This window comes from Pseudomonas delhiensis (genome assembly GCF_900187975.1).
Classification (GTDB): Bacteria; Pseudomonadota; Gammaproteobacteria; order Pseudomonadales; family Pseudomonadaceae; genus Pseudomonas; species Pseudomonas delhiensis.
Window position 1 is genome coordinate 89,271 of the sequence record NZ_FZPC01000016.1, and the last position, 19,239, is coordinate 108,509.

General features: G+C 71.5%; 14 protein-coding genes. All 14 read left to right on the forward strand.

The window, feature by feature from the left end; translation table 11 throughout:
- The first annotated feature begins 305 nt into the window (after positions 1 to 305).
- The 14 genes from CHC02_RS15785 (at position 306) to CHC02_RS15850 (ending at position 19,010) form a co-directional block, all read left to right on the forward strand.
- Positions 306 to 2,369 carry a TonB-dependent receptor family protein gene (locus CHC02_RS15785; RefSeq protein ID WP_089392406.1) on the forward strand — a complete coding sequence of 688 codons (2,064 nt, stop codon included), beginning with the start codon at positions 306 to 308 and terminating at the stop codon, positions 2,367 to 2,369.
- 129 nt (positions 2,370 to 2,498) lie between these two features.
- A complete protein-coding gene (locus CHC02_RS15790; protein ID WP_089392407.1) occupies positions 2,499 to 4,220 on the forward strand; it encodes an ABC transporter substrate-binding protein in 1,722 nt (573 codons plus the stop codon).
- Positions 4,217 to 5,149: an ABC transporter permease gene (locus CHC02_RS15795; RefSeq protein WP_089392408.1), complete on the forward strand. Its 933-nt coding sequence runs from the start codon at positions 4,217 to 4,219 to the stop codon at positions 5,147 to 5,149. The genes CHC02_RS15790 and CHC02_RS15795 overlap by 4 nt, the downstream gene beginning before the upstream one ends.
- 2 nt (positions 5,150 to 5,151) lie before the next feature.
- The gene (locus CHC02_RS15800) at positions 5,152 to 6,528 is read left to right on the forward strand and encodes an acyl-CoA dehydrogenase family protein (protein ID WP_089392409.1); all 1,377 of its coding nucleotides are present in this window, start codon (positions 5,152 to 5,154) and stop codon (positions 6,526 to 6,528) included.
- Complete coding sequence (locus tag CHC02_RS15805) at positions 6,525 to 7,871, forward strand: LLM class flavin-dependent oxidoreductase (protein WP_089392410.1); 1,347 nt, start codon at positions 6,525 to 6,527, stop codon at positions 7,869 to 7,871. Before CHC02_RS15800 ends, CHC02_RS15805 begins: the two co-directional genes overlap by 4 nt.
- 22 nt (positions 7,872 to 7,893) lie before the next feature.
- Positions 7,894 to 8,952 carry an NADP(H)-dependent aldo-keto reductase gene (locus CHC02_RS15810; RefSeq protein WP_089392411.1) on the forward strand — a complete coding sequence of 353 codons (1,059 nt, stop codon included), beginning with the start codon at positions 7,894 to 7,896 and terminating at the stop codon, positions 8,950 to 8,952.
- Positions 8,953 to 8,965: 13 nt separating this feature from the next.
- Positions 8,966 to 9,853 carry an ABC transporter permease gene (locus CHC02_RS15815; protein WP_089392412.1) on the forward strand — a complete coding sequence of 296 codons (888 nt, stop codon included), beginning with the start codon at positions 8,966 to 8,968 and terminating at the stop codon, positions 9,851 to 9,853.
- The gene (locus tag CHC02_RS15820; RefSeq protein ID WP_089392413.1) at positions 9,850 to 11,511 is read left to right on the forward strand and encodes a dipeptide ABC transporter ATP-binding protein; all 1,662 of its coding nucleotides are present in this window, start codon (positions 9,850 to 9,852) and stop codon (positions 11,509 to 11,511) included. The genes CHC02_RS15815 and CHC02_RS15820 overlap by 4 nt, the downstream gene beginning before the upstream one ends.
- The gene (locus tag CHC02_RS15825; RefSeq protein ID WP_176450328.1) at positions 11,489 to 12,892 is read left to right on the forward strand and encodes an LLM class flavin-dependent oxidoreductase; all 1,404 of its coding nucleotides are present in this window, start codon (positions 11,489 to 11,491) and stop codon (positions 12,890 to 12,892) included. Before CHC02_RS15820 ends, CHC02_RS15825 begins: the two co-directional genes overlap by 23 nt.
- 25 nt (positions 12,893 to 12,917) lie before the next feature.
- Positions 12,918 to 14,135 carry an acyl-CoA dehydrogenase family protein gene (locus tag CHC02_RS15830; protein WP_089392415.1) on the forward strand — a complete coding sequence of 406 codons (1,218 nt, stop codon included), beginning with the start codon at positions 12,918 to 12,920 and terminating at the stop codon, positions 14,133 to 14,135.
- 11 nt (positions 14,136 to 14,146) lie between these two features.
- Positions 14,147 to 15,610 carry an MFS transporter gene (locus CHC02_RS15835; protein WP_089392467.1) on the forward strand — a complete coding sequence of 488 codons (1,464 nt, stop codon included), beginning with the start codon at positions 14,147 to 14,149 and terminating at the stop codon, positions 15,608 to 15,610.
- Positions 15,603 to 16,142, forward strand: a complete 540-nt coding sequence (locus CHC02_RS15840; protein WP_089392416.1) for a GNAT family N-acetyltransferase — start codon at positions 15,603 to 15,605, stop codon at positions 16,140 to 16,142. The genes CHC02_RS15835 and CHC02_RS15840 overlap by 8 nt, the downstream gene beginning before the upstream one ends.
- Positions 16,143 to 16,157: 15 nt before the next feature.
- Entirely contained in the window at positions 16,158 to 17,975 is a 1,818-nt protein-coding gene (locus tag CHC02_RS15845; protein WP_089392417.1) for an ABC transporter ATP-binding protein, read from the forward strand.
- Positions 17,976 to 17,996: 21 nt separating this feature from the next.
- Positions 17,997 to 19,010, forward strand: coding sequence for an aldo/keto reductase (locus tag CHC02_RS15850; protein WP_089392418.1), 1,014 nt, complete (start codon positions 17,997 to 17,999; stop codon positions 19,008 to 19,010).
- Positions 19,011 to 19,239 lie beyond the last annotated feature (229 nt).

The window sequence follows — 19,239 nt, forward strand, 5'->3', positions numbered from 1 at the left end:
CACTGCGCACAAACCAACAGAACATCAGCACCTGTTGATCCAGCGCAAGCAGACAGAAAATTCAAACAAACTACAACTCATTGAATTTAAACAAATTATTGAATTGGCACGACTTCTGCTCAAGTAGAAACGGAGCATGACTATACGAATAGAAAGCTGAACATCTTGTCTATCCCACGAGGACTTTGAAGTTGGCTGTTAATTATGTTGGGGGTGAATGGGGGAAACTTGCCTTGGCGATCCGTCGGGCAACGTTCTGGTCGGCAAGCATAGGTTCGGCGGTATTGCTGGTGGGGAGCCAGGCAATGGCCGAAACGTCGGGCGGCGACGCCAGCGACGGCGACAAGCAAAGCAGCGGCACCCGCCTGCAGACGGTGGTGGTGCAGGCGCAGAAGGAAAGCCCGGTGGAGGCGGCGCGCAGCCAGCTCGCCGACGTCCCCGGCGGCGTCAGCGTGGTGGACAGCGAGCAGCTCTCCAAGGGCCGCACCGCCAACCTGCAGGACACCCTGGCCTACCAGCCCGGCGTGTTCGTGCAGTCCACCGGCGGCAACGACGCGGCGAAGATTTCCATCCGCGGTTCGGGCGCCAACACCTCGCCGGGCTACTTCCGCGAGGGCATCAAGTTCCTCTTCGACGGCCTGCCGCTGACCGGCCCGGGGGGCACGCCCTACGAGTTCCTCAACGGCTCGGGGGTGAACTACACCGAGATCCTGCGCGGCGCCAACGCCTTCCAGTACGGCGCACTGACGCTCGGCGGCGCGGTGAACTTCGTCAACCAGACCGGCTACACCGCGCCCGGCACCCGCCTGCGGGTGGAGGCCGGCAGCTATGGCTACCAGAAGGAAGTGCTGAGCGCCGGCGGCGTGGCCGGCGGCTTCGACTACTACGCCAACGTCGACAACTACCGCAACGACGGCTACCGCGACTACAGCCTGTCGAAGAGCCAGGGCGTGGTGCTCAACCTCGGCTACAGCTTCAACCCGAAGCTGCAGACGCGCCTGCTGGTGCGCTACCGCGACGAGTACCACAACGACCCCAGCGCCATCACCCTCAAGCAGCTCAAGCACGACCCGGACAAGGCCAGCTCCACCGCCGCCAGCAGCGGCGCCGGCAGCCGCCGGCCGGGCAGCACCTGGGTCGGCAGCAAGACCACCTATACCTTCGACGACGACGCCAAGCTGGACGTCGGCCTGGTCTACTACGACTACCCGCACAACAACAGCCCGGACAGCCCGACCAACCCCAGCTACTGGGACTGGCACGACCTGAGCTTCGTCCTCAACTACTCGCGCACCGACCAGTGGTTCGGCCATGAAAGCCGCTCCAGCGCGGCCTTCACCTCCACCGAACACCTCAAGGGCGGAGTCGACTCGACACGGGCCAACAAGCAGCCGGTGAAGGTAGTGGACTACGGCTCGTCCTTCGACCATGTCTTCTCCTTCGGCAACGACCTCGAGCTGACCGAGGACCTCTGGCTGACCACCGGCCTGTCCTTCATCAACGTGCGCCGCAGCACCGACATCAAGTACGTGAACACCGCCAACACCAGCGGCTACCCGAGCAAGGACACCTACGAGAACTGGAGCGCCGCGCCGCGCATCGGCCTGCGCTACCAGTTGACCCCGGACCTGCAGCTGTTCGGCAACTTCAGCCGTTCCATCGACCCGCCGGCGTCCTGGCAGTACTCCAACTCGGCGGCCGCCACGCCTTTCGTCAAGCCGCTGGTGGAACAGAAGGCCAACACCCTGGAAGTCGGCATCAAGGGCTCCCACGGCATCTTCGACGGCAGCCTGGCGCTGTACCGCTCGTGGATCCGCGACGAGCTGCTGAACGTGCAGATCATTCCCGCCACCGCCACCACCGCCGCGGTCACCTCGGCCTTCAACGCCGAGAGCCCGACCATCCACCAGGGCGTCGAGGCCGGGCTGAACACCCTGCTCTGGGAGAACAGCGTCGGCGAGAAGATCAGCTGGCGCCAGGCGTACACCTACAACGACTTCTACTACCGCCACGACGACACCTTCGGCGACAACCAACTGCCGGGCATTCCCAAGCACGTCTACCAGGGCGAGCTGCAGTACCAGCACCCCAGCGGCTTCTATGGCGGCGTCAACGTGACCTCCGCCTCGCGCACCGCGGTGGACTACGCCAACAGCTTCTACGCCCCCTCCTACACCATCTTCGGTGCGGGGGTCGGCTACGAGGCACCGAAGAAGGACTGGAAGGTCTCCCTCGACCTCAAGAACCTCGCCAACGAGAAGTACGTGACCGCCGTGTCGCCGCAGTACGACGCCAAGGGCAAGGACGTCGCCGCCCTCTACCCGGGCGACGGCATCGGCGCCTACGTCGGCCTCGAACTGCGCTACTGACCGGCCGCGCCGCCCGACCGGGGCGGCGCGCACTGACGCGGGCGGTGCGATCCGCCGCCCGCCTGGCAACAGGACCCCGTAGATGCCATCGACACTGCAAGCCCCACCGGCCGCCTCGCGGAGGCCGGCATGATCGACAGACTCCTGCCCCTGGCGGCCGGCGCCCTGCTGGCCGCCGTTCTGGCCGGCTGCTCGCCGGCCGCCGACGACACACCCGGCGCCAGCGGCGCCGCCCTCGACACCGGCACCCTCAAGGACGGCCAGCTCAGCTACCCGGCCGAGGACTTCCACGAGCAGGCCCCCGGCAAGCCCGGCGGCACCCTGCGCGCCACCGCGGCGCTGGACACCTACTCCTTCGACATCCACGCGCTGTCCCACGGCAACGTGCAGTGGCTGGGGCGCATCCTCTACGACTGCCTGGTGTACCAGGACGAACAGGGCAAGGTGTCGCCCTGGCTGGCCAGGTCCTGGGAGATTTCCCCCGACGGCCTGACCTACACCTTCCACCTGCGCGACGACGTCAGCTTCAGCGACGGCACGAAATTCAACGCCGAGGCCGTGCGCATCAACCTCGAACACATGCGCGACCCGGCGACCAAGTCGCCGCTGGCCGCGGCCTACATCGCGCCCTACCAGTCGGGCAAGGTGCTCGACGAGTACACCTTCCAGGCCACCCTGCGCGAACCCTACTCGCCCTTCCTCGACGTGCTGGCGCAGTCCTGGCTGGGGATGATCTCGCCGAAGCAGATCCTCGAAGACCCGAAATCCATCGCCGCCCACCCGGTGGGCTCCGGCCCCTTCGTGCTGGAAAGCTACACCCGCGACCAGGGCGCCGCCTTCGTCCGCCGCGCCGGCTACCACTGGGCGCCGCCGGTGCTGCGGCACCAGGGCCCGGCCTACCTGGAGCGCCTGGAGCTGAGCTTCGTGCCCGAGGCGCTGATCCGCTACAGCTCGCTGGTCTCCGGGCAGTACGACTTCACCCTGGACGCGCCGACGCAGAACGCCCAGGCCATCCGCAAGGACCCGCAACTGGTGCTGCGCAGCCGCATCCGCAAGGGCAACCCGGTGCGCAGCCTGACCTTCAACGTCGAGCGCTTCCCCTTCGACGACGTGCGCGTGCGCAAGGCCCTGGCCCGCGCCATCGACCGCGACGGCCTGGCCTGGATCACCGGCTTCGGCGAGTTCCAGGTCAAGGCCGACTTCCTCGCCGCCAACACCCGCTTCTACGACCCGGCCTGGCGCGACGCGCTGAGCTACGACGTGGCCGCGGCCGGCGCCCTGCTCGACGAGGCCGGCTGGACCGGGCGCGATGCCGGGGGCTACCGCACCCGCGACGGCCAGCGCCTGGCCGCCACCCTGCTGATGATCGACAGCCCGGCGCTGCCGGCGAGCGTGGCGGTGGCCATGCAGGCCGACGCGAAGAAGGTCGGCATCGACCTGGGCCTGCGCGTGCTGCCCCAGGCCCAGGTCAACGACCTGCGCTACGCCGGCGACTACCAGGCGCTGGTGGGCGGCTACTGGCACACCAACACCCCGGACGGGCTGTACATCCTCTACCACAGCAACTCCATCGCCACGCCGAAGCTGATCGGGCAGAACAGCGCGCGCCTGCGCGACGCCCAGCTCGACGACCTGCTCGCCCGCGCCCGCCGCAGCACCGACGCCGCCGAGCAGCAGCGCCTGTACAGCGCCGCCCAGCAGCGCCTCACCGAGGTGGTGCCGGCGGTGCCGGTGTACGAAAGCCAGCTGACCATCGCCTACCGCCGCAACGTCAAGGGCGTGGTGTTCGACAGCTCGCACAACGTGCCCTTCTTCACCAGCGTCTGGCTGGACCGGGAGCCGCAACCATGAAAGCCCTGCGCCGCGTGCTCTGGCGTTTCCTCGGCGGCCTGGCGGTGCTCTGGGGCGCCGCCAGCCTGACCTTCGTCGCCCTCAACGTCAGCGGCGGCGACCCGGCCCTGGCGATCCTCGGCGGGCCCGACGCCATGCCCACCGCCGAGGCCATCGCCCAGGTGCGCCGCGACTACGGCCTGGACCAGCCGCTGCCGGTGCAGTACACCCACTACCTGGGGCGCCTGGTCCAGGGCGACCTGGGCGAGTCCTACCGCCTGCGCATCCCGGTTGCCCAGGCCATCGCCGGGCAGATCGGCGCCACCGCCCAGTTGGCCCTGTGGGCGGCGCTGGCGGCGGTGCTGCTGGCGGTGGCCGCGGCGGTGCTGACCGCCAACCGCGCGCCCTGGGTCCGCGGCCTGGCCTCCGGCGGCGAACTGCTGCTGTCGTCCATGCCCAGCTTCGTGCTCGGCATCCTCCTGCTGCTGGTGTTCTCCTTCCAGCTGCACTGGCTGCCGCCTACCGGCTCGCGGGGCTGGAAGAGCCTGGTGCTGCCGATCCTCACCCTGGCCCTGCCGGTGGCCGCGGTGCTGGCCCAGGTGCTGCGCCAGGAGCTGGAGGAAATCCTCGAGCAGCCCTTCATCGCCATGGCCCGCGCCCGCGGCCTGTCCGAGGCCGGCGTGCGCCTGGGCCACGCCCTGCGCCATGCGCTGACGCCGCTGATCACCCTGTCCGGCTTCGTCTTCGCCGCGTTGCTGGGCGGCGCGGTGATCGCCGAGAACCTGTTCGCCCGCCAGGGCATCGGCCGCCTGATGCTCAACGCGGTGAACGACAAGGACGTGCCCGTGGTGCTCGGCATCACCCTGCTGGCGGCGTTGATCTACGTGCTGGTGAACCTGGCCGTGGACCTGCTCAACGCCCTGGTCGACCCGCGGGTGAGCGAGGCATGAGCATGACCGCGAGCATCGCCCTGGCCAACCTGCGCCAACTGTTCGACGCCCGCGAGGCGCCGCTTCCTTCCATCGCCCGCCCCGAGGACACCGCGATGATCTTCCCCGACGACCTTCCCGCCGCCGCCGGCGCGCCGGCGCACCCCGACGACACCGCCCTGCTGCAGCGCTTCGAACCGGTATTCGAGCGCATCGCCGCCGGCGCCATCGACCGCGAACAGCAGCGCGAGCTGGCCTACGAGCCGGTGGCCTGGCTGCGCGAGGCCGGCTTCGGCGCGCTGCGCGTGCCGCTGGCCTACGGCGGCCTGGGCGCCAGCCTGCCGCAGCTGTTCCGCCTGGTCCGCCGGCTCGGCGCCGCCGACTCCAACCTGCCGCAGATCTTCCGCGCGCACTTCGGCTTCGTCGAAGGCCGCCTCAACGACGACGACGAGGCCAGCCGCCAGCACTGGTTCCCGCGCATCGTCGGCGGCGAGCTGTTCGGCGCGGCCATGGCCGAACGCAGCGAAGTCACCGGCAACAGCGTCACCCTCACCCGCCAGGACGGCCACTGGCTGCTGGACGGCGAGAAGTACTACTGCACCGGCACCCTCTACGCCGACTGGATCGCCGTGTCGGCCAGCGATGGCGACGAGCACGTCGCCGTGGCCGTGTCCACCGCCGCGCCCGGCGTCACCCGCCTGGACGACTGGGACGGCTTCGGCCAGCGCCTGACCGGCAGCGGCACCACCCGCTTCGAAGGCGTACACGTGGAGGAGCACCAACTGTTCCGCCGCTTCAAGGTCGGCGAGGGCCGCAGCGACAGCTACATCACCGCCTTCTACCAGCAGGTGCACCTGGCCACCCTGGCCGGCATCGCCCAGGCGGTGCTGCGCGACGCCGTCGAGTTCGTCCAGGGCCGCACCCGCGCCTTCGGCATCCCCGGCCGCTCCAGCCCGCGCCAGGACCCGCTGGTGCAGCGCGTGGTGGGCCGCCTGGGCAGCCTGGCGTTCTCCGCCGAGGCGCTGGTGGAAGCCGTCTCGGCCACCCTCGAACGCACCTGGCAGGCCCACCGCGCGGGCACCGCCAGCCGCGAGCTGTACGGCGAGGCGGACATCCGCGCCTACCAGGCGCAGCAGGTCGTCCTGCCCCAGGTGCTGGAGGCCGCCACCCTGCTCTTCGAGGTCGGCGGCGCCTCGGCCACCAGCAGCGGCCGGCGCCTGGACCGGCACTGGCGCAACGCCCGCACCCTGGCCTCGCACAACCCGGCGATCCTGCGCGAGGCCTACCTGGGCGACTACCACCTCAACGGCACCCTTCCCAGCGAGGCCTGGAGCGAGCGCTTCGCCGCCGCCAAGGCCACGCAACAGCAAGCCCCCAGCACCGAGGAGACCCCGGCATGAGCAACGCACAGCGGCAAATGAGCATCGGCATGAACATCCTCGGCTTCGGCGCCCACGCCGCGGCCTGGCGCACCGGCGAGGTCCCGCCCACCGCCTACCTGGACGTCGGCTATTACCAGAACATCGCGCGCATTTCCGAGCGCGGCACCCTCGACGCCATCTTCCTCGCCGACGGCCCGGCCCTGGCCGGCGACGTCGGCCGCCAGCCGGCCGGGCGCCTGGAGCCCACCGTGCTGCTCACCGCGGTGGCCGCGGCCACCCAGCGCATCGGCGTGATCGCCACCGCCTCCAGCTCCTACAACGAGCCGTTCAACCTGGCCCGGCGCATCGCCTCCCTCGACCACATCAGCGGCGGCCGCGCGGCCTGGAACGTGGTGACCAACGCCGGCGACGCCGCCGCGCAGAACTTCGGCCTGGCCGGCGCGCCGCTGCACGTGGACCGCTATGCCCGCGCCGAGGAGTTCGTCGACGTCACCCTCAAGCTGTGGGACAGCTGGGAAGACGGCGCCATCATCGGCGACGCCGCCTCCGGGCGCTTCGCCGACCCGGCCCGGGTGCACGCCATCGACCACGTCGGCAGGCACTTCTCGGTCAAGGGGCCGCTCAACGTGCCGCGCTCGCCCCAGGGCCGCCCGGTGCTGGTCCAGGCCGGCTCCTCGGAGGGCGGCAAGGCCCTGGGTTCGCGCTTCGCCGACGCCATCTTCACCACCCAGACCACCCTCGCCGACGGCCAGGCCTTCTACCGCGAGATGAAGCAACGCGCCCGCCAGTGGGGGCGCAACCCCGAGCACCTGAAGATCATGCCCGGCCTGTCGACGGTGCTCGGCAGCACCGAGGCCGAGGCGCTGGAGCGCTTCGAGCGGCTGAACAGCTACCTCGGCGAGGGCGGCCTGCTGCGCCAGATCGCCCAGCGCATCGGCGTCGACGCCAGCGAGCTGGACCCGGACGCGCCGCTGCCCTGGCAGCGCATCGGCCCGGTCAACGAGTTCGAGAAGGGCTCCCACGGCTTCCTCGAGGCCCAGCTGAACCTGGCCCGCGCCGAGAACCTCAGCGTGCGCCAGCTGTCGCGCCGCATCCTGGTCGGCCACCGGCTGCTGGTGGGCACCCCCGAGCAGGTCGCCGCCAGCCTGGAGGAATGGTTCCTGGCCGGCGCCGCCGACGGCTTCAACATCATGCCCGACAGCTTCCCCTCGGGCGTGGAGATCTTCGTCGACGAAGTGGTGCCGCGCCTGCGCAAGCGCGGGCTGTTCCGCCATGAGTACCAGGGCAGCACCCTGCGCGAACACCTCGGCCTGCCCTACCCGGCCAGCCAGTACGAACACCCCGCGGCCGCCTCGGCCTGAGCCCTTGCGAGAGACCACCAGCATGAAATACCGCCCACTCGGCAACAGCGACCTGAAGGTCAGCGTCATCGGCCTCGGCAGCATGACCTGGGGCCACCAGAACAGCGAGGCCGACGCCCACGCCCAGCTCGACTACGCGCTTTCGCGCGGGGTCAACCTGGTGGACGCGGCCGAGATGTACCCCACCCCGTCCCGGGCCGACACCTGGGGCGACACCGAACGCTTCATCGGCACCTGGCTTGCGCGCAGCAAGCGCCGCCAGGACATCGTCCTGGCCAGCAAGATCGTCGGCCCGCCGCGCCAGAGCGGGCACATGCAGCACATCCGCGACGGCGCCACGCGCTTCGACCTGGCCACCCTGCGCAGCGCCCTGGACGGCAGCCTCGACCGCCTGCAGACCGACTACCTGGACCTCTACCAGCTGCACTGGCCCAGCCGCAGCAGCAACTTCTTCGGCACCCGCGACTACCCCTGGGTGGACGACGAGGAAAGCGACGACATCGGCGAAACCCTCGCCGCCCTGGCCGAGCTGGTGAAGTCCGGGCGGGTGCGCCACATCGGCCTGTCCAACGAAACGCCCTGGGGCGTGGCGGAGTTCCTCAGGCAGTCCGAGCGCCTGGGCCTGCCGCGCATCCTCAGCGTGCAGAACCCCTACAGCCTGCTCAACCGCCAGTACGAGACGGGCCTGGCGGAATTCAGCCACCGCGAGCGCATCGGCCTGCTGGCCTACTCGCCGCTGGCCTTCGGCGTGCTCACCGGCAAGTACCTGGACGGCGCCCAGCCGGCCGGCGCGCGCCTGAGCGCCGGTTCCGCCTACGGCCGCTTCGCCCGCTACGCCAGCGCCGAGGCGCAGCAGGCCACCCGCGCCTACGTGGAACTGGCCCGCGAGCTGGGCCTGGCGCCGGCGCAACTGGCCCTGGCCTTCGTCATCGGCAAGCCCTTCGTGGCCAGCGCGCTGAACGGCGCCACCAGCCTCGAACAGCTGGCGCAGAACCTCGACGCCGCCGAGCTGCAGCTGACGCCGGAGGCCCTCGCCGCCATCGACGCCATCCACGCGCGCCTGCCGAACCCGGCGCCCTGACAGGAGAACGCCCATGGCCAGTCCGTCGACCGCACTGCCCCGCCTGTTGCCCGCGACCTCGCGGCGCCGCCGGCTGCCCGCCTTCCTCGGCGCGGCCCTGGCCCGCCCGGGGCTGACGCTGGCCGGGGTGTTCCTGGTGCTGCTGGTGCTCGCCAGCCTGGTGCCGACCTGGCTGGTGGCCACCGACCCGCTGGCGGCCAGCGCCCGCCACGCCTTCCAGGCACCCGGCGCGGCGCACTGGCTGGGCACCGACGAGAACGGCCGCGACGTGCTCGCGCGGCTGGTCCACGGCGCCCGGCCGTCGCTGCTGATGGGCCTGGCGGCCACCGCCATCGGCCTGCTCGGCGGCATCGCCGTGGGCCTGCTGGCGGGCCTCGGGCCGCGCTGGCTGGACGCCGCCGCCATGCGCTGCATCGACGTGCTGCTGGCCTTCCCCGAGCTGCTGCTGGCCCTGGTGATCATCACCTTCTGGGGCCAGGGCCTGGTCAACGCCATGCTCGCCGTGGGCATCGCCGGCATCCCGCGCTACGCCCGCCTGGTGCGGGCCCAGGCGAAGGTGGTGCGCGGCGCCGCCTACGTCGAGGCGGCGGTCACCCTGGGCCTGTCGCGGCCGGCGGTGATCTGGCGCCACCTGCTGCCCAACGCCATCCGCCCGGTGCTGATCCTGGCCACCCTGGGCATAGGCGCGAACATCGCCGCCGGCGCCTCGCTGAGCTTCCTCGGCTTCGGCGCGCCGCCGCCGGCGCCCGAGTGGGGCGCGATGCTCTCGGTCGGCCGCAACTTCCTTTCCAACGCCTGGTGGCTGGTCGCGGCCCCGGGCACGGCGGTGACCCTCACCGTGGTCGCCGTCACCGTGCTCGGCCGCGCCCTGCTGCGCTACAGCGAGGGCAAACGCCCATGACCACCCTGATCAACCCGTTCCGCCCGCTGCTGGAAGTGGCCGACCTGGACGTCGCCTTCGGCCGCGCCCAGCCGGTGCTGCAGCAGGTCTCCTTCAGCCTCTACCCCGGCGAATGCCTGGCCCTGGTCGGCGAGTCCGGCTCGGGCAAGAGCGTCACCTCGCGCACCCTGGCCGGGCTCACCGGCGCCGGCGCCCAGGTCCGCGCGCGGCGCCTGGCCTTCGACGGCCTCGACCTGCTGGGCCTGGGCACGCGCCAGTGGCGCGAGCTGCGCGGCTCGCGCATCGGCTTCGTGATGCAGGACGCCCTCGGCTCGCTCGACCCGCTGCGCCCGGTGGGCCGCGAGATCGACGAGCCGCTGCGCCTGCACACGGCCCTGGCGCGCGAGCAGCGCCAGCAGAAGGTCCTCGACCTGCTGCGCGCGGTGGGCGTGCCCGAGGCCGAGCTGCGTGCCCGCCAGTACCCGCACCAGCTCTCCGGCGGCCTGCGCCAGCGCGCGCTGATCGCCTCGGCCATCGCCTGCGACCCCGACCTGCTGATCGCCGACGAGCCCACCACGGCGCTGGACGCCACCGTCCAGGCGCAGGTGCTCGACCTGCTGCAGAGCCTGCGCCAGCGCGACCGCGCCATGCTGGTGGTGAGCCACGACCTGGCGGTGGTGGCGCGCCTGGCCCACCGCGTGGCGGTGATGCAGCACGGCGTGATAGTCGAGGAAGGCCCGGTCGACCAGGTGCTGGAAGACCCGCGCCACCCCTACACCCGCTCGCTGCTGCGCGCCGCCTCGGCGGTGCACATCAGCCATGCGCCGCAGCCCGCCGCCAGCGAGCCGCCGCCGGCCAGCCTCGGCGCCCGGCCGGTGGTGCTGGAGGCGCGCCAGCTGGCCAAGAGCTTCGCCGGCCCCGACGGCGCGCCGCGCCAGGCGGTGGCCGCGGCCTCCTTCACCCTGCGCGCCGGCGAGACCCTGGGCATCGTCGGCGAATCCGGCTCGGGCAAGACCACCCTCACGCGCATGGTGCTCGGCCTGGAGCGCCCCGACAGCGGCGAGGTATACCTGCGCGGCCAGGCCTGGAGCGCCCTCGACGCCCTCGCCCAACGCCGCGAACGGCGCCGCGTGCAGGTGGTGTTCCAGGACCCGCTGGCCTCCTTCGACCCGCGCTACACCGTGGCCCGCGTGCTCGACGAGGCCCTGGCCCAGGCCGGCGGCAGCCGCGCCGAGCGCCAGCAGCGGGCGCGCGAACTGCTGGAACTGGTGCGCCTGCCGGCGGGCATGCTGGCGCGCCGGCCCATCGAGCTGTCCGGCGGCCAACGGCAGCGCATCGCCATCGCCCGCGCCCTGGCGGCGCAGCCGGAAATCCTGGTGTGCGACGAGCCGGTATCGGCGCTGGACGTGTCGGTGCAGGCGCAAATCCTCGACCTGCTCGCCGACCTCAAGCAGCGCCTGGGCCTGGCCTGCCTGTTCATCTCCCACGACCTGGGCGTGGTGCGCCACGTCAGCGACCGCGTGCTGGTGATGAAGGACGGCGACATCGTCGAGACCGGCCCGGTGCGCGAGGTCTTCGCCCGCCCGCAGCACGCCTACACCCGCGCCCTGCTGGGCGCCATCCCCCACCTGCCGCAACCCCGGGAGCGCCGCATCCGTGTCGAAGCCATTGCACGTTAACCTGTTCGAGATGAACTGCGTCAGCCACATCGTCCACGGGCTCTGGGCGCACCCGGAGAACCAGCGCCACCGCTTCAACGACATCGACTACTGGACGGAACTGGCGCAACTGCTGGAGCACGGCACCTTCGACGGCGTCTTCCTGGCCGACGTGGTGGGCGTCTACGACCGCTTCCGCGGCGGCCCCGAGACGGCCCTGCGCGAGGCCGTGCAGGTGCCCAGCAACGACCCGCTGATGGTCATCCCGGCGATGGCCGCGGTGACCCGCAACCTGGGCTTCGGCGCCACCTTCTCCACCACCTACGAGCCGCCCTTCGCCTTCGCCCGGCGCATGAGCACCCTCGACCACCTGACCCGCGGCCGCGTCGGCTGGAACATCGTCACCTCCTACCTGCCCAACGCCGCGCGCAACTTCGGCCTGGACGACGAGGTGCCCCACGACCGCCGCTACGAGATCGCCGACGAGTACCTGGACGTGCTCTACAAGCTCTGGGAAGGCTCCTGGGACGACGACGCGGTGATCGCCGACCCACAGCTGCGCATCTACACCGACCCGGCCAAGGTGCGCTACATCGACCACGTCGGCGAGCACTTCAAGGTCGCCGGGCCGCACCTCTGCCAGCCCTCGCGGCAGCGCACCCCGGTGCTGTTCCAGGCCACCGGCTCGCCGGCCGGCACCGAGTTCGCCGGGCGCCACGCCGAAGTGGTGTTCACCGGCGGCCCGACGCCGGCCGCGGTGCGCCGCAACATCGCCCACATGCGCGAACGCGCCCGCGCCCACGGCCGCGACCCGGCGGGGATCAAGTTCATCGTCCAGGCGGCGGTGATCGTCGGCCGCAACGACCTGGAAGTGCAGGCCAAGCTTGAGGACTACCGGCGCCTGCAGAGCCTCGACGGTGCCCTGGCGCACATGCAGTCGGGCCTGGACCTGGCCGCCTACCCGGCGCACACCCCGCTGACCGAGCTGCCCAGCGGCGGGCCCTGGGCGGCGCTGCTGGCCAGCGACCCGCAGGCCACCGTCGGCCAGCTGGTGAAGCGCCTGGGCGGCTTCGACGAGGGCCGCTTCTTCGTCGCCGGCACGCCGAAGGTGGTGGCCGACGAGATCGAGAAGTGGCTGGACGAGGACGGCATCGACGGCATCAACCTGCGCCAGTTCCTCACCCCGCATACCGCCCGCGACTTCATCGAACTGGTGGTGCCCGAACTGCGCCGCCGCGGCCGCTTCCGCGAGGCCTACGACGACGGCGAGACGCTGCGCGAGCGCCTGTTCGGCGCCGGCCACGCGCGCCTGCCCGCCGACCACCACGGCGCCCGCTACCGCGACCCGGCGGCCCTGCGCCAGGCCGCCCAGCCACTGCGCTTCGCCCAGGCGCCGGCCTGACCCCCTTCAGCTGATGGACCCGAAGATGTCGACTACCGCTGCAACCGCCCTGCCCCCTGCCAACCCTGAGCTGAACGCCCTCGACCTGGCCGAACTGCGCCGCCGCGCCGTGCCGCGCCTGGCCACCATCGCCGAGGGCGCCGCCGAACGCGAGCGCCTGCGCCAGCTGCCCCACGAGCAGGTGCGCGCCCTGGCCGCCGACCGCCTGCTGTGCTTCCGCATCCCGGCCGCATACGGCGGCGCCGGCGCCAGCGTGCGCGACACCGTGCAGTTCGTCATCGACCTGGCGGCGGTGGATTCCAACGTCGCCCAGTCGCTGCGCCCCAGCTTCGCCTTCATCGAGGGCCTGCTCGCCCGCGGCGACGAGGCCGAGCAGCGGCGCTGGTTCCCGCGCTTCCTCGCCGGCGAGGTGTTCGGCAACGCCGGCTGGGAAGTCGGCGGCGCCAACGGCGCGGTGAGCGCGCGCCTGCGCCGCGACGGCGAAGCCTTCCGCGCCAGCGGCAGCAAGTACTACAGCACCGGCTCGCTATATGCGGACTGGGTCAGCGCGGTGGCCCTGGACGAGGACGACAGGCCGGTGTCCTTCGTGGTCCCGCGCGACCGCGAGGGACTGGAACTGCTGGACGACTTCGACGCCATGGGCCAGCGCCTCACCGCCAGCGGCACCACCCGCCTCAACGACCTGCTGGTGCAACCGGGGGAGATCCGCCCGCGGGTGGTGGAGGAAGGCCAGCGCTCCATCGTCACGCCCTTCCTGCAACTGTTCCTCGGCGCGGTGGAGGCCGGCATCGCCCGCAACGCGCTGACCGACGCCGTGGCCTTCGCCCGTAACCACGCCCGGCCGATCAAGCACAGCAGCGCGCAGCGCTCGGTGGACGACCCCTACGTGGAATTCGCCGTGGGCGAGATTTCCGCCCGCGCCCTGGCCGCCGAGGCGGTGATCCTGCGCGCCGCCGAACGCATCGACCAGGCCTGGTCGGCGGGCCTGGCCCACGACGCGGTCAACCTGGCCGCCGTGGAAGTGGCCCAGGCCCAGTACATCGCCGTGGAATCGGCGCTCAAGGCCGCCGAGCTGCTGTTCGACGTCGGCGGCGCCTCCACCACCGGCCGCCAGCACAACCTCGACCGCCACTGGCGCAACGCCCGCACCCTGGCCAACCACAACCCGCGCCACTGGAAGGCCGCGGTGGTCGGCGCCTGGCACCTGAAGGGCAGCGAGCCGCCGACCTCGGGGCTGTTCTGATGGGCGCAGCCATGCGCCCCCTGCCCTGCGTTACCGATGCCCCGGCGCGCGGCGGCCGCCTGGTGCCGATGATCACCGGCGCCGCGCTGTTCATGGAGCTGCTGGACAGCACCGCGGTGCTCACCGCGCTGCCGCAGATGGCCGCCGACTTCGGCGAGGCCGCGGTGCGCATGAACCTGGTGGTGTCGCTGTACCTGCTGGCGGTGGCGCTGTTCGTGCCGGTCAGCGGCTGGGTGGCCGACCGCTTCGGCCCGCGCCGGGTGCTGCTGGCGGCCATCGGCCTGTTCATGCTCGCCTCGCTGGCCTGCGCGGCCTCCACCTCGCTGCTGCAGCTGTCCCTGGCGCGCCTGTTCCAGGGCGCCGCCGGGGCGCTGATGGCGCCGGTGGGCCAGGTGCTGCTGTTGCGCTGGTCGACGCCGGACACCCTGCTGCGCAACATGGCCGCGCTGGCCATCCCGGCGCTGGTCGGGCCGCTGCTCGGCCCGCCCGTGGGCGGGCTGCTGGTGGACCTGCTGTCGTGGCACTGGATCTTCCTGGTCAACCTGCCCATAGGCGCGCTGGGCATCGCCCTGATCCTGCGCTTCGTCCCGGACTTCCCGGGCGATGGGCAAAGGCGCCTGGACCGCCGCGGCTTCCTGCTCAGCGGCTGCGCCCTGGCGGCGCTGGTGTTCGGCTTCGAGGCCCTGGGCCACCGCCTGCTGCCGTTGCCGCTGGTGGCCGCCCTGCTGGCCGTCGGCGCCCTGGCGGCCCTGGCCTACCTGCGCCATGCCCGGCGCCACGCGGCGCCGCTGATCGACCTCGGCCTGCTGCGCATCCCCACCTTCGCCACGGCCATCTGGGGCGGCAACCTGTTCCGCCTGGGCAGCGCCGCGCAGCCGTTCCTGATGGTGCTGATGCTGCAACTGGGCTTCGGCCACGGGGCGCTGGACGCCGGCCTGCTGACCCTGGCCGGCGGCGCCGGCGCGCTGAGCGTGAAGTTCCTCTCGGTGCGCATCGTCCAGCGCCTGGGCTTGCGCCGCACCCTGGTCGGCAACGCCCTGCTCTGCGCCCTGTCCATCGTCGGCTGCGCCCTGCTGCGCGCCGACACGCCCTGGTGGCTGCTGGTGGCGCTGCTGTACGTCAGCGGCCTGCTGCGCTCGCTGCAGTTCAGCACCCTGGGCGCGCTGACCTTCTGCGAGGTGCCGCGCGAGCTGGCCAGCCGCGCCAGCAGCCTGTCGGCGATGTCCATGCAGCTGGCCATGAGCCTGGCGGTGGGCCTGGCCGCCAGCCTGCTGGGGCTGGTCATGCACGCCCAGGGGCACGCCCGGCCGCAGGTCGGGGACCTGTCCCTGGCGATGCTCGCCGGGGCGCTGCTGTGCGCCGCCTCGGCGCTGTCGTTCCGTCGCCTGGGCGAGGCCGCCGGCGCCTCGGTCAGCGGCCGCGCCAGCCCCTCGATCACCGACGCCGCATGCCCCAAGGAGGCCGCCCATGGCTGAGCCCATTCCCGCGCTGATCCGCACCGTTCGCCCAGGCGACGCCCGGCCCATCGCCGAAGCCCACGTGCAGAGCTGGCAGGCGACCTACCGCGGGCTGCTGCCGGACAGCTACCTGCAGGGCCTGGCCGACAACCTGCAGCGCCGCGTCGACTTCCTCGACAACGCCATCCGCAATGGCGGCCGCGACATCCGCGTGGCCGAGCGCGGCGGCGCGGTGGTCGGCTGGAGCTCCTTCGGCGCCAGCCGCGACCCCGACGTCGAGCCCGGCACCGGCGAGCTCTATTCCATCTACCTGGTGCCGTCGGCCTGGTCCGCCGGCATCGGCCGCGCGCTCTGGCTGGCCTCGCGCCAGGCCCTGGAGGCCGCGGGCTTCGCCCGCGTCACCCTCTGGGCGCTGGACGGCAACGCCCGCGCCGAACGCTTCTACCGCGCCGCCGGCTTCACCCCGCAAGGCAACGCCTCGCGGGTCTTCGAGGAGGACGGCACGGCCTTCCCGGTGACCCGCTACCTGCTGCCCCTGACCCACGCCTGAAGGACCCGACCCACCATGAGCCATACCCCGGACGACACCGCCGGCGAACGCCAGGCCCCCGCCTGGAACATCCGCTACCTGCCGGAGGCGCCGGTACCTTTCGTCATCCACTTCGTCAGCCAGTACCGCTGGGCCTACCTGGCGATCCTGCTGCTGCAGATCACCGCGGTGGTCTGCACCGTGCTGATCCCCTGGAGCCTGGGCCAGGTCACCCGCCTGGTGAACGCCGGCTCCGCCCCCCAGGCGCTGCTCTGGCCAGTGGCCGGCTTCGCCGTGCTGGTGGCCCTGGAGGTGGTCTTCAGCCGCAGCGCCAACACCATCAACATCCGCGTGCTGCCGCGCCAGCGGGCGCGCGTCACCTATACCGTCTACGCCTACCTGCAGCAGCACTCGCACCGCTTCGTCAGCAACGAGTTCGCCGGCGCCCTGGCGCACAAGGTCTCGGAAGTCGCCATGGGGGTGAACCAGACCATGAACATCCTGCTCTTCGACCTGATCCCGCTGCTGGTCACCCTGAGCCTGGCGAGCCTGGTGCTGGCCAGCGCCTCGGGCCTGCTGGCGGTGTTCATGCTGGCCTGGTCGGTGCTGTTCATCGGCATTTCCTTCCTGCTCGCCCGGCGCAGCCACCCGCTGGCGCAGAAGTACTCCGCGGCGCGCAGCATCAGCACCGGCAAGGTGGTGGACGCGGTGACCAACCTGAGCAACGTGCGCCTGTTCGCCCGGCATTCCCACGAGCTGGAGTACCTGTCCGGCTACCTGGACGGCGAGCTGGCGGCGGCCCGCCGCTCGCTCGGCTACATGGAGAAGATCCGCTGGTTCCAGAACAGCTGCGGCATGGCCCTGAAGATCGGCATGCTGCTGCTCACCCTGTGGCTGTGGCGCAGCGGCGCCATCAGCATCGCCGCCTTCGTCATGGCCACCAGCATGGCGCTGCTGATCATCAACGACGTGGCCAGCCTGTCGCGGCGCTTCCTCGAACTGTTCGAGGCCACCGGCAACATCGCCAACGGCGTGCGCACCCTGATCCGCCCCCACGAGGTGGTCGACCGCCCCGACGCCCGGCGCCTGGAAGTGCGCCAGGGCAACGTCGAGTTCCGCGGCGTGCGCTTCGGCTACCACCCCGGCCAGCCGATCTTCGAGCAGCTCGACCTGCGCATCCCGGCCGGCCAGCGCGTCGGCCTGGTGGGCTTCTCCGGCTCCGGCAAGTCGACCCTGCTCAACCTGCTGTTGCGCCTGTACGACGTCGACGGCGGCCAGGTGCTGATCGACGGCCAGGACATCCGCGAGGTGACGCAGCACTCGCTGCACCGGCAGATCGGCCTGATCCCCCAGGAGCCGGGGCTGTTCCACCGCAGCATCCGCGAGAACATCCACTACGGGCGCCTGGAGGCCAGCGCCGAGGAACTGGCCGCGGCCATCCACGGCGCCGGCGCCAGCGCCTTCATCGAGCGCATGGAGCACGGCTACGATTCCCTGGTGGGCGAGCGCGGCGTCAAGCTCTCCGGCGGCCAGCGGCAGCGCATCGCCATCGCCCGGGTGCTGCTGAAGAACGCGCCCATCCTGGTGATGGACGAGGCCACCTCGAGCCTGGACTCCATCACCGAGCGCTTCATCCAGGACCAGCTGGACAGCATCATGCAGGGCAAGACCGTGATCGTGGTGGCCCACCGCCTGTCGACGGTGGCGCACCTTGACCGCATCATCGTCTTCGACAAGGGCCGCGTGGTCGAGGACGGCAGCCACCAGGAGCTGCTGAAGAAACGCGGCCAGTACTACCGCCTGTGGAGCCGGCAGTCCGACGGGCTGTTCCAGGAAGAGGCCGAGGCGGTCTGAATTCCCCAACCGGAGAGCGACATGAACTACCGAACCCTGGGCCGCTCCGGCCTGCAGGTATCCCCCCTGGCGCTGGGCAGCATGATGTTCGGCGGCCAGACCGACGCCGCCACCTCGCGGCGCATCGTCGACCAGGCGCTGGAGCGCGGGATCAACTTCATCGACACCGCTGACGTATACAACGACGGGCGCTCGGAACAGATCGTCGGCCAGGCCATCGCCGCGCGCCGCGACGACTGGGTGCTGGCCTCCAAGGTCGGCATGGGCCCGGCGGACGCCTGGCCGAACCGCCGCGGCCTGGGCCGCAAGCACATCGCCGCGGCCCTGGACGCCAGCCTGAAACGCCTGGGCACCGACTACCTGGACCTGTACTACCTGCACCGCGAGGACCAGCAGACGCCCCTGGAGGAAAGCATCTCGGCCATCGGCGACGCCATCGGCCAGGGCAAGGTGCGCCACTGGGGGCTGTCCAACTACCGCGGCTGGCGCATCGCCGAGGTGGTCCACCTGGCCGAGCGCCTGGGCGTGCCCCGGCCCATCGCCAGCCAGCCGCTGTACAACCTGGTCAACCGCCAGGCCGAGACCGAGCAGTTCACCGCTGCCGCGTACCACGGCCTGGGCATGGTGCCCTACAGCCCGCTGGCCCGCGGCGTGCTCAGCGGCAAGTACCTGCCGGGGATGGAACCGGCCGCCGACAGCCGCGCCGGGCGCCAGGACAAGCGCATCCTGGAGACCGAATGGCGCGCCGAATCCCTGGAGATCGCGCAGAAGGTGAAGGCCCACGCCCAGGCGCGCGGCGTCGGCGTGGTGCAGTTCGCCATCGCCTGGGTGCTGAACAACGCCCTGGTCAGCGCGGCCATCGTCGGCCCGCGCACCGAGGAGCAGTGGCAGGACTACCTGAAGGCGCTGGACGTGCGCCTGGACGCCGAGGACGAGGCCTTCGTCGACGCCCTGGTCACCCCCGGCCACGCCTCCACGCCGGGCTACAACGACCCGACGCACTTCGTCCCCGGGCGCCGCCCGCGCGGTGCGTGACGGGAGCGACTGTCCCGCCAGCCGCGCCGAAATGCTCTTCGTAGGAGCGAGCTTGCTCGCGAACGAGGCTCCCAGGGACTTCGGTGCCAAGACCAAGAGCACCCTCTCCCCAGCCCTCTCCCTGAAGGGAGAGGGGGCCAGTCCGTGCCGAGAAAGGATTTGGTGTCAGCCGGCTACTCGGTGCAAGCCGGCTAACGCTGAAATATCAGCGTACTCCGAACGGTCCCCT